Raw genomic sequence first — 11,701 nt, forward strand, 5'->3', positions numbered from 1 at the left:
GTCGCGCACCCTGCGCGCGTCCGGGCCCCCGAAGGCACGCGGGCCGCCGGGCGCGCCTCGGTTGCCGAGTCCACGCCCGGCGCAGGAACGCCCCGGCGACCGTCACGTGTCCGCGTCGACGAGGAGCGCCCCCATGGCGGTGTCCGGGTCGGTGTGGGCGCGCAGGGACATCAGCTCGGCCCGCCACGGCTCGTCCCAGGCCGCCGCCTGTCCTCCGGCGCGCACGAGAGTGAGCGCGAGCAGACCGGACACAGCGGTTCCACGGGCCCGCAGGGTGCGTGCCGTGGCGAGTGCGGCGGCACGCACGCGTGCTCGGTCGAGGTCCAGGGACATGTGGAGGGGCCCCGGCAGCCGTCCCGGCCCCGCCTCGCTCAGCCGCACGAGTCGTTCCCACCGCTGTTCCGCGTACTGTCCACGGCGTACGGAGTCCACGGCCAGGCCCCAGCTGAGGGACGCGGCATCGGCGTGCAGTCCGACGGCGTCGAGGGTGTCGGCCAGTATGTCAAGGACGGGCAGCCCCGCCCCGCCTCCGACACTGGGGTGCACGACCTCCGCGCACCCGTGCAGCCGCCGCAGCGCGTCGATCCGCACCTGTGGGTCCCCCGCGCGCGCACGCTCGCCCAAGACCGCGAAGGCGCCCCGGACGATGGCCTCGACGACCGGCCCCGCCGGGAGCTGGCCCAGCTGACACGCCGCCGCCTCCCACACCCTGCGGGGGCTCGCCGGGGCCACCACGACGCCGACGAGTGCGCCGATCGCGTCGCTCGCGTCGGGCACCAGCCAGGCCGGGAGGGCCTGGCAGGCGGCGACGACGGTGTCCGCGTCGCCCTCCTCGACGAGCCGCACGAGGAACTCCGTGCGGGGCTTACGCCGGGAGTCGGACACGGGACACACCCGCGCCTGCACGACCGCCTCACGCACGGCGGGTTCGTGCGCGAAGCGCAGGAGACGCCCCGCCACCCCGGGCCGGTCGATCGCGTGAAAGAGCGCACGCGCCAGCACGGCCCGCACATCGGCATGTTGACGTGGTGCGTCCCATGCGGCGAGGAGAGCCTCGAAGGCGTCATCGCCCGGGAGGGCGGCCAGGGCGCGGGCGGCTTCCTTGCGCGTACCCACCGGAGCGTCGGCGGCGGATGCCACCGGTGCCAGGAGGGCCACGGCCTCGCCGTCGGGCAGTTGTTCCAGCAGTCGGCGGATCGCCGCCATGGCGGCACGGCCCCGGACGCCACCGGTCCCCGCGTGCCTCAGCAGCAGGTCGCGTACGGCCGCCCGGTGCGCTGCGGCCCCCGATCCCCCACCCTCTCGTGGCGCGGCCTCCCCAAGAGCCGCGAGCGCCGCCGCCGCCACGGGCTGCGGTGCCTCCTGCGCCAGCGCCTCCAGTCGTACGGGGTCGCTCACAAGCTGCGTCGCGTCGGTACGGGTGTGCAGCGAGGCGTCCTCGTCCACGGCCACGCGCGCGTGGTGTTCACCCCATGAGGCCCGCTGACGCGGGAGCCACCGGCCGGTCACCCCTGGGCGCACCTTCGGCGTCCACGCGGTGGCGCGGGGGCGCAGGCGCCCTGTGAAGGCGTCGCGCGCGGCGTCGAGGAGGGGGTCGAGCAGGTCGGTCCGCCGGGTGGTGACGGTCCGCAGGACGACGGGCACCGTGGCAAAGGTGGCGTCCAGGGCGATCAGTTCGGCGCAGCGCTGTTCGCGCAGCAGCGGGGGCCGTACCCAGGCCGCCGCGGCCCGGGCCGCGAGGTGCGGGTCGTCGTGCTCGACGGCGACGCGTCGCGCCGCGGCGTCGAGGTCCGGCAGCACGGCCAGATGGGGGCCGAGGAGCTCGGCGAGTGCCGTGGTCACCTCGGGCCGGTGCTGTGCCGCCGCGGACGTCACCTCCCAGATGGCGTGAGCCGTGGCCTCGTCGACGTCCAGGGCGGTCGGCACGGGCGTGTGCCGCGGGGCGGCGACGAGCTCGCCGAGCAGTCCGAGGGCGTACGCCGCGCGTTCCCGGTCGCCGGTCGCGGCGGCTCGCTCGATGACGCGGCGCAGGAGCAGCTCGGTGGCGCCGAGCGTGCCGGTCGTCGAGTCGCGTGACTGGAGCGCGGTGAGGACGGCGTCGCGCAGCACGCTGTCGGGCAGTGCGGCCAGCAGGTGGGATGCCGCGCCGGCGAGTTGTCCGAGCGTCACGCCGCGCACTTCGTCCCGGTCGTGCCAGGCCCGCTCGCAGTCGGCGGCGATCCGGGCGAACCGGTCCGGGTCGCCTTCGAGTTCGGCGCAGGCCAGGAGAGCGGGCCAGGCCAGGGCTCGGAGGTGTGCGCGGTGGTCGTCGGCGAGCCGCCTCAGCAACGGTTCGCCGTCGGCGAGGGGAAGAGCCGACGCCAGCCGGGCCGTGGACCACGGACTGCGTCGGTTCGCCTCCAGCCAGGGCGCGATCAGGGCCGCCCGGTCGGACGGCTCGAGTGCGGCCAGTGTGGACACCGGTGCGCCGCGCAGCCGCCCGCGGCCGGTCGTGTTCTTCTCGACGATGCGTCGCCGGTCGGCGGGTGGGAGGAGGCTCAGCAGCCCGTCGGGGGTCACTTCGTGGCGGCCGGGGCCGGGTACCCGGCCCCCTGCGGCGGCGCAGTGCCGCGCGAGGTCCACGAGGTCGGGCTCGGGCAGGGCGCGCAGGGTCCGCCGCAGGGACGGCGGCAGCGGTCCGGCGGGGACCCGGCGTTCTCGGCGGGGGCCGTCGGGGTCGGGGTGCGGGGTGCGCAGGACGGCCAGTGCTTCGGCGGGCCGGTGGAGCGCCGCGAGGACTGCGTACGGGGTGAGCAGGTCGGGGGCTCGTTCCAGCAGGACGAGTGCCGCGTCCGGATCGCGGCGTGCGGCGACGGACGCCACGGCACGGTGTCTGCGGACGAAGCCGTACGCATCGGGTCGCGGGCACTGTTCGTGTTCGGCCGCGAGGTGTGCGGCCAGCGCGTGCGGTGCCGAGCGGGCCAGGGAGTTGAGGGTGCCGGACGTCGGCTCGACGCGCGGCAGCCAGGCGGTCACGGTGTCGGCGGGGCATGCGGGCAGGAGTGCGGCCGCTTCCCGGGGGCCGTGGCGTTCGTGGACGAGGGGCAGGAGTCTGGCGGCGAGCGCGTGGCGGCGACTCAGCCTGAGGAGTCGGTAGGTGTCGTGACGCGTGGCTCTGATGTCGCTCAGCGCCAGGCGTTCCAGGGCGTGTTCGGGGACGGGCAGCCGGATGGCCGCCGACCGTGCGCGGCGGCCGAGCAGTGGGTCGTCCAGGGCCACTGTCACCCGTTGCAGGTCGCGCCGCACGACCGCGAGGAACAGGGCGGTGTGCCGGTCGTCGGAGTCACCCGTGTCGAGGGCGTGGTGCAGGGTTGTGTACGCGTGCGGGGTGAGGGTGCGGGCGTAGCGCGCCAGGGCGCTCATGCGTGCCGGGAACGGCAGGGGATCGAAGTGGGCCCTCAGCCAGGCGGGCGTCAGGGGCGCCGGCGGGGTCTGGGGCTGTCGGGACGGCGTCCGGGACGCCTCGTGTGCGGCCATCAGCGCTCACCGTGGAGTCGCTGGGCCTCCTTTCCATACGTCATGCAGGCCATGGTGGTGGGGGGTCACGTCAGGACGCAAAACAATTTCGGGCTCGGCACGGTGGAGCGCGGCGCCCCGCCGCCCGCGGGCCGTACGGTCGGCAGGCCCGCGGGCGGTGGTGCCTCAGCGGCCGAGTTCCTTGCGTGTCGCCCGCCGAAGCCTGCGCCGCTGCGAGGGGTCCAGCGTGAGGTAGGCGGCCGCCGGGACTCCCAGGATGATCAGGAGCGAGGCCCACCAGGGCAACCAGATCAACAGTAGGAGCCCGACCGCCACACCTCCTGCGGCGATCTTCGCGTTCTTCGACATGTGCGTCGCCTCCTTCGCGGCCACTGCCGCTCTCTGTTCTGAAAACGGGCCCGCGCTTCCCGCGGTTCCGAACCGCGACCCTGAGACTCCCCTGAGACACACCCCTTACATGTCCCTGAGTGAGCTCCAGTACATGTCCCTGAGTGAGCTCAAGCCTACCGATGAGAGTGACCCAGATCACAAGAAGATCAATCGAGGTGATCCTCCGGAGCGCTGTACCCTCGGCGACTCCAACAAAGTAGTCAAACTTGAGGAGTGGACTCATCACCGCGGAGTGGGTTCCCGAGGCAACACCGTCCGAGATCTCCGAACTGGCCCGTTGCTGTGCCGTGTTCGTGCCCGGGGAGCCGGCCCGTACCGGCGGCGTCGCCTTCTGGTATCCCGACGGCGGCGCTCCTCCAGCCGTCGCGACAGGATCCGTCGAGGAACTGGTCGTCGTGCTGCCCGGCGGCGACGGCGTCGAGGCGGTGAGTGTGCCCGCCCTGCTGCTGCCGGTGCGCACAGCCCTGCCCGTCCTCACGCGCGCGCGTGCCGACGCGCACGGACACCGGGCCACCGCGTTCTGGGGCACCGCCGCCGTACTGGCCCTCCATTTCGTGGCGCGCGGGCTGCTGCTGCCGGGGCTGTCAGCGAGCGACCACGACGCCTGGCGCGTGGGGCCGCTCGGCACGGACGACGTCGAGCGCGTCCGCGAGCTCGCCGCCGCGATGCCTCCCGAGGCGCACGCCGTGCCGGTGGACGACACCGTGCCGCTGCGGCTGCCCGACCCGGAGCTCGTGGTCCGCGCCTTCCTCGACGCGGTGGCCGACGCGCTGCCGCGCTCCCCCGCCGCGTCCCTCGTGACGGGCGGACCGGCCTACGCGGCACGGGAGCCGCAGCACATGCCCGAGCAGCGCGCATGGGCCGCCGATGTCGCCGCGGGCCACGACGCGGGCGTGCGGATCTCGCTTCGGGTCGAGGCGACCGATCTGGACGCCGCCGAGCCCGACGACACCACTGTCACGTTCCGGGCCGTGCTCCAGGTGCACAGCCTGAGCGACCCCGCGCTCGTCGCGGACGCCTCCGACGTGTGGACCGACTCCGGCACCACGAGCGGAGCGTTCGGCCCGCGCGCGCGGATGGACGCCCTGCTCGCCCTGCGCCGCGCGGCCCGGGCGTGGCCGGCACTCACCCCCCTGCTCTCGGCGACCGTGCCGGACGCCGTCGACCTCGCCGACGAAGAGGTCACCGAGCTCCTGGGAGAGGGCACCCGAGCACTTGCCGGTGCCGGAGTGGACGTGCACTGGCCCAAGGGCCTCACCCGCGAACTGACCGCCCGCGCGGTGATCGGTCCGCCGGACGACGGGGCGGCGCCGGAGAAGGCCGCCTCAGACATGCCGTCGTTGCTGTCCGCGGACGCCCTGCTCGCCTTCGACTGGCGGTTCGCGCTGGGCGACCAGCGGCTCACGCGCGAGGAGCTGGACCGTCTCGCCGAGGCCAACCGCCCGGTCGTACGGCTGCGTGACCAGTGGGTCCTGATCGATCCTCAGGAAGTGCGCCGCGCCCGTGCTCAGCAGGATCGCAAGGTCACGCCCGTCGACGCGCTCAGTGCCGCTCTCACGGGCTCCGCGGAGGTGGACGGACGCCGGGTCGACGTACAGGCGACAGGCTGGCTGGCGGCCCTGCGCGAACGGATCGCGGACCCTGAGGGGCAGGAGCCGGTCGGCCCGCCCGCCGCGCTCGCCGCCACGCTCCGGGACTACCAGCGGCGGGGTCTGAGCTGGCTGGCCCGGATGACATCCCTGGGTCTGGGCTGCTGCCTGGCCGACGACATGGGGCTCGGGAAGACGATCACGCTGATCGCCCTGCATCTGCACCGCCAGACCGAGCCGTCGACGGCCGGCCCCACCCTCGTGGTCTGTCCGACGTCGCTGATGGGCAACTGGCAGCGCGAGATCGAGAGGTTCGCGCCCGGGACGCCCGTGCGCCGCTTCCACGGCCAGCGACGGGACCTGGCGGCGGTGGCCGACGGAGAGTTCGTGCTCACCACGTACGGCACTATGCGCCTGGACGCGCGGCGGCTCGCCGAGGTGCCGTGGGGACTGGTCGTGACGGACGAGGCCCAGCATGTGAAGAACCCCTACTCGGCGACCGCGCGGGAACTGCGTTCCATCGGCACGCGCGCGCGTGTCGCGCTGACCGGCACGCCGGTGGAGAACAACCTCTCGGAGCTGTGGGCGATCCTCGACTGGACGACACCGGGACTGCTGGGCCGACTCGGCACCTTCCGCACGCGGTACGCGCAGGCCATCGAGGGCGGCCACGACCCGGCCGCCGCAGAGCGGCTCGCCCGGCTCGTGGGGCCGTTCCTGCTCCGCCGCCGCAAGTCGGATCCGGGGATCGCCCCGGAACTGCCGCCCAAGACCGAGACCGATCACCCGGTGTCGCTCACCAGGGAACAGACGGCGCTGTATGAGGCCCTGGTGCGTGAGACGCTCGCGGAGATCTCCGCCGCCGACGACATGGCGCGCCGCGGACTGATCGTGAAGCTGCTGACGGGCCTGAAGCAGATCTGCAACCACCCGGCGCAGTTCCTGAAGGAAGAGCGGCCGAGGGTTCCCGGGCGCTCGGGAAAGCTGGAACTGCTGGACGAGTTGCTCGACACGATCCTCTCCGAGGGTGCGGGTGTTCTGGTCTTCACGCAGTACGTGCGCATGGCACGCCTCATCGAAAGGCATCTCGCCGCCCGCGGTGTGCCCTCGCAGTTCCTGCACGGCGGGACGCCGGTCGCCACGCGTGAGGCACTGGTGCGGCGCTTCCAGGACGGGGAGGTGCCGGTGTTCCTGCTGTCGTTGAAGGCGGCCGGAACAGGGCTGAACCTCACCCGGGCCGAGCATGTCGTGCACTACGACCGCTGGTGGAACCCGGCCGTCGAGGCGCAGGCCACCGACCGCGCGTACCGCATCGGCCAGACCCGGCCCGTGCAGGTGCACCGGCTGATCGCCGAGGGCACCATCGAGGACCGCATCGCGGACATGCTGAGCCGCAAACAACGGTTGGCCGACGCGGTGCTGGGCTCGGGCGAGGCCGCGCTCACCGAACTGACGGACGCGGAACTCGCCGATCTGGTCGAGTTGCGAGGGGGGACCCGATGAACCGGAACGACAGTGGGACGGAGCGGACGTTCGCCGCGTTGCCGCCCGCGCGCGGGCAGGGCTTCGCCCAGACGTGGTGGGGCCTGGCCTGGCTGAAGGCGCTGGAGGACGGGGCGCTGGACGGGCAGCAGGTGAAGACCGGCCGCAGGCTCGCGCGCGCGGGAGCCGTGGGCGCGGTGTCGGTGCGGCCGGGGCGGATCACGGCCGTCGTACAGGACCCGGACCGCTCCACGCACCGCGCGGACGTCCTGTTGGACGAGTTGTCCGACGAACAGTGGGACCGCTTCCTGGAGATGGCCGTGCAGCGCGCCGGCCACGTGGCGGCGCTCCTGGACCGCGAGATGCCGCCGCACCTGGTCGAGGACGCGGCGACCGCGGGCATCGACCTGCTGCCCGGCATGGGTGATCTGGAGCCGGAGTGCGACTGCGACGCCTGGGACCACTGCGGGCACACGGCGGCGCTCTGCTACCAGGTGGCGCGCCTGCTCGACCAGGACCCGTTCGTGCTGCTGCTGATGCGGGGCCGCGGTGAACGGGCGGTCCTGGACGACCTCCAGGCCCGTGGCACCCCGGCGCCGCCCGAGGCGCCTGCCCGGACGGAAGCGGAAGGGGTGGACGCGGCGGAGGCGTACGCGACCGGTGAGATCCTGCCGCCGCTGCCCGGCTTGCCCGAACTGCCCGACGAACCCGGCATGCCGCCGTCGCTGGACACGGAGGCGCGGCCCGCGCCCGGTGTCGATCCCGCCGCCCTGGAGTTCCTGACGGCCCGGACGGCCACGGAGGCACACCGCCTGCTCGCCGAGGCACTCCGCGCCCAACAGCCGCCGCTCGAGCCCGAACTGACGGCCTCCGAGGACGCCGTCCGCCTCGCCGCGGGCGCACCGGAAGGGGCCGTGACGGACCGGCTGGCCGAGGGATCGGGGCGCAGCCGGGCGGAGTTGGGGGCGGCGGTGCGGGCCTGGCGTCACGGGGGCGCGGTCGCACTGTCGACCCTGGAGGAGGAGTGGTCCCTTCAGGGCGAGGCACTGGCGCGCGCGCGTACCGCCCTGGACGGGGCCTGGGAGCAGGACGAACGGCCGCCGCTGCGGGCCAAGGGCAACCGGTGGACGGTCGTCGGTGCGCCCCACCAGCTGCGACACAGCCGGGACGGCCGCTGGTGGCCGTACCGCAGGGAGGGCGGTCGCTGGCTCCCCGCGGGCGGACCGGCCCAGGATCCGGCGGCGGCTCTGGCCTCTCTGGAACCCGGCCAGGGGGACGAAGGGCCCTGAGAGCGGCCCCCGCAGGGTCCGCCGTGCGGCACACGCGCGTGCCGCACGGCGGACCCGCTACTGCAGGAGGTCGCCCAACGACGGCAACAGCGACTCCAGATCGCTCGGCACCCCGCTCGGCAGGTCGGTCGGGAACTGCGACGGCAGGGAGGGGATCCGGCTCGGCAGCCTGCTGGGCAACTCGGTGGGAAGGCTGAACGAAGGATCGGCCGATCCGCTGGGGCTCGCGCTGCTTTCCCCGGACGGTTTGCCGCCAGGAGAGTCGCCGCCGCCGGACGCCATCAGCACCACGGCGGCGACAGCCGCGACGGCCACAAGGACCGCGAGCAGGATGGAGAGAGGGTTCGGGCGCCTTCTCGGACCGCCACCGGGATGGAAGCTCTGCGTGGGCGGTCCGAAGCCGCCCGGGGGCGGCATGTCACCCGGCGGTCCGGGCGGCTGAGGCGGTACGGGCGGCATGGCCATACCGCTCAGAGTCGCCTCGAATCGGTCACGGGACGACCCCCGCGCGGAAGTTGATACGGACTCATGCCATGGATCGCACGATTCCGAAGCATTCCACGCGGGGGCCGATCACCGCCGTGCATGCGTGCTCACATGCGTGCTCAAGGGCACGCGCGTGTGCGTCGCGTGTGCGTTCAGCCGCGCGCACCCAGGAGGTGGTCCATGGCCAGCTGGTCGAGCTGCTCGAAGGCCATCCCGCGCGCGGCGGCCGCCTCCACGTCGAACTCCTCGAAGGCCGTGCGGTCGGCGAGCAGCGCCTGCAGGCCGTCCGCCGCGGTGGCCTGCGCCAGCTGGTCCAGACGGGAGGCACGCAGGGCCTCCTGGACCTCCGGGTCGGCGCGGAAGGCCGCCGCACGCTCCTTCAGGATGAGGTAGTTGCGCATGCAGCCCGCGGCCGACGCCCACACGCCGTCGAGGTCCTCGGTCCGCGGCGGCTTGAAGTCGAAGTGGCGCGGACCGTCGTAACCGGCGCTCTCCAGGAGGTCGACCAGCCAGAACGCCGAGCGCAGGTCGCCGGCACCGAAGCGCAGGTCCTGGTCGTACTTGATGCCGGACTGGCCGTTGAGGTCGATGTGGAAGAGCTTGCCCGCCCACAGGGCCTGCGCGATGCCGTGCGGGAAGTTGAGCCCAGCCATCTGCTCGTGGCCCACCTCGGGGTTGACGCCGTACAGCTCGGGGCGCTCCAGGCGCTCGATGAACGCGAGCGCGTGGCCGACGGTGGGCAGCAGGATGTCGCCGCGCGGCTCGTTGGGCTTGGGCTCGATGGCGAAGCGCAGGTCATAGCCCTGGGAGGTGACGTATTCGCCGAGGAGGTCGAAGGCCTCCTTCATGCGGTCGAGCGCGACGCGCACGTCCTTGGCGCCGCCGGACTCCGCGCCCTCGCGGCCGCCCCAGGCGACGTACGTCTTCGCTCCCAGTTCGACCGCCAGGTCGACGTTGCGGATCGTCTTGCGCAGCGCGTAGCGCCGCACGTCGCGGTCGTTGGCGGTGAACGCGCCGTCCTTGAAGACGGGGTGCGTGAACAGGTTGGTGGTGGCCATCGGGACGGTCATGCCGGTCGCGTCGAGCGCCTGGCGGAAGCGCTTGATGTGCGACTCGCGCTCGGAGTCCGAGGAGCCGAAGGGGATCAGGTCGTCGTCGTGGAAGGTCACACCGTACGCGCCGAGCTCGGCCAGGCGCTGCACCGTCTCGACGGGGTCGAGGGCGCGGCGGGTGGCGTCGCCGAACGGGTCCCGTCCCTGCCAGCCGACGGTCCACAGGCCGAAGGTGAACCTGTGCTCGGGGGTGGGCTGGTAGCTCATGCCGCGGCTCCTTGCTGCTGACTATTTCGTCATGGCCGTTTACAAATTAGTATGCCGACGCAGCTCTGGGAAGGGACAAGATGTCCCCGAGGGGTGGGTTCCGGGTCGTCGCGGCCTGGGACGGGTGAAGAACATGCAGGTCAGAGCCTGCGGAGCCGCGGAAAAAGGGAGAGCCCGATGTCAGCAGCCGAGGGTCCGCTCGTCGTCGGCGTGGACTCGTCCACCCAGTCCACCAAGGTGCTCGTCGTCGACGCGGCCACCGGGCGGGTCGTAGCGAGCGGTCAGGCCCCGCACACCGTGTCCTCCGGGGCCGGCCGGGAGAGCGATCCGCGCCAGTGGTGGGACGCCCTGTGCGAGGCGCTGCGCCAGTGCGGTGACGCGGCGCACGAGGCCGCCGCGGTGTCGATCGGCGGGCAGCAGCACGGTCTCGTCACCCTCGACGAGCGGGGCGAGCCGGTGCGTCCGGCGCTGCTGTGGAACGACGTGCGCTCGGCGCCGCAGGCACGCCGGTTGATCGAGGAGCTGGGCGGCCCGAAGGCCTGGGCCGAGCGCACGGGAAGCGTGCCCGGTGCGTCCTTCACGGTCACCAAGTGGGCCTGGCTGGCCGAGCACGAGCCGGAGGCGGTCCGCGCGACGAAGGCCGTGCGCCTCCCCCACGACTACCTGACCGGGCACCTCACCGGGCAGGGCACGACCGACCGCGGCGACGCCTCCGGAACGGGCTGGTGGGCCTCCGGAACGGAGTCGTACGACGAGGAGACCCTCGCCCATGTGGGCCTCGATCCCGCGCTGCTGCCCCGCGTGGTCCGGCCCGGCGAGATCGCGGGCACCGTCCGCGACAGCCACGACCTGCCGTTCGCCAAGGGCACCCTGGTGGCTCCCGGTACCGGCGACAACGCCGCGGCCGCGCTGGGCCTGGGGCTGCGTCCCGGTACGCCGGTGCTGAGCCTGGGCACCTCGGGCACGGTGTACGCCGTGTCGAAGCGGCGCCCTACCGACCCGAGCGGCACGGTGGCGGGCTTCGCCGACGCCCACGGCGACTGGCTGCCGCTGGCCTGCACCCTGAACTGCACGCTCGCAGTGGACCGTGTCGCCACCCTGCTGGGCCTGGACCGCGAGGCCGTGGAGCCGACCACCGGTGTCACCCTGCTGCCGTACCTCGACGGCGAACGCACCCCGAACCTGCCCGGTGCCTCGGGGCTCCTGCACGGCCTGCGCCACGACACCACGGCGGGCCAGCTCCTGCAGGCCGCCTACGACGGCGCCGTCCACTCGCTGCTCGGCGCGCTTGACCTGGTCCTCGACGAGGACGCTGACCGCTCCGCCCCGCTGCTGCTGATCGGCGGCGGCGCCCGCGGCACCGCCTGGCAGCAGACCGTACGGCGGCTGTCGGGACGCCCCGTCCAGGTCCCGGAGGCCAAGGAACTCGTCGCGCTCGGCGCCGCGGCCCAGGCCGCCGGACTACTGACCGGCGAGGACCCGGCCGCCGTCGCCCGGCGCTGGAACACCGCCCAGGGGCCGGTCCTTGACGCCGTGGAGCGGGACGAGGAGACGCTGGCCAGGATCGCCGGGGTACTCTCCGACGCGGCCCCGCTGCTGGAGCGGGCCACGGACGCCCACTGAGGACTCG

General features: G+C 73.7%; 7 protein-coding genes. 3 read left to right on the forward strand and 4 right to left on the reverse strand.

Translation table 11 applies throughout. The annotated features are described in order from the left end of the window. Nucleotides 1-102: 102 nt before the first annotated feature. Both ACFYWX_RS19940 and ACFYWX_RS19945 read right to left on the reverse strand, forming a co-directional pair. Nucleotides 103-3,516 (reverse strand): hypothetical protein, encoded by a 3,414-nt coding sequence (locus ACFYWX_RS19940; RefSeq protein WP_389425366.1) that lies wholly within the window; start codon nucleotides 3,514-3,516, stop codon nucleotides 103-105. 165 nt (nucleotides 3,517-3,681) lie between these two features. After that, nucleotides 3,682-3,864, reverse strand: coding sequence for a hypothetical protein (locus ACFYWX_RS19945; RefSeq protein WP_389425367.1), 183 nt, complete (start codon nucleotides 3,862-3,864; stop codon nucleotides 3,682-3,684). A gap of 248 nt (nucleotides 3,865-4,112) precedes the next feature. Here ACFYWX_RS19945 and ACFYWX_RS19950 point away from each other — a divergent pair, with 248 nt between their 5' ends. Further along, complete coding sequence (locus ACFYWX_RS19950; RefSeq protein ID WP_389425368.1) at nucleotides 4,113-6,998, forward strand: DEAD/DEAH box helicase; 2,886 nt, start codon at nucleotides 4,113-4,115, stop codon at nucleotides 6,996-6,998. Then, entirely contained in the window at nucleotides 6,995-8,266 is a 1,272-nt protein-coding gene (locus ACFYWX_RS19955; protein WP_389425369.1) for an SWF or SNF family helicase, read from the forward strand. Before ACFYWX_RS19950 ends, ACFYWX_RS19955 begins: the two co-directional genes overlap by 4 nt. 57 nt (nucleotides 8,267-8,323) lie before the next feature. Here the strand turns inward: ACFYWX_RS19955 and ACFYWX_RS19960 are convergent, their stop codons facing one another. Next, nucleotides 8,324-8,731 carry a hypothetical protein gene (locus ACFYWX_RS19960; protein ID WP_389425370.1) on the reverse strand — a complete coding sequence of 136 codons (408 nt, stop codon included), beginning with the start codon at nucleotides 8,729-8,731 and terminating at the stop codon, nucleotides 8,324-8,326. 173 nt (nucleotides 8,732-8,904) lie between these two features. Beyond that, nucleotides 8,905-10,071, reverse strand: a complete 1,167-nt coding sequence (gene xylA, locus ACFYWX_RS19965) for a xylose isomerase (protein ID WP_389425371.1) — start codon at nucleotides 10,069-10,071, stop codon at nucleotides 8,905-8,907. Between the two features lie 177 nt (nucleotides 10,072-10,248). Here xylA and xylB point away from each other — a divergent pair, with 177 nt between their 5' ends. After that, complete coding sequence (gene xylB / locus ACFYWX_RS19970; protein ID WP_389425372.1) at nucleotides 10,249-11,694, forward strand: xylulokinase; 1,446 nt, start codon at nucleotides 10,249-10,251, stop codon at nucleotides 11,692-11,694. The last annotated feature ends 7 nt before the right edge of the window (nucleotides 11,695-11,701 follow it).

The organism is Streptomyces sp. NPDC002888, assembly GCF_042888465.1.
Classification (GTDB): Bacteria; Actinomycetota; Actinomycetes; order Streptomycetales; family Streptomycetaceae; genus Streptomyces.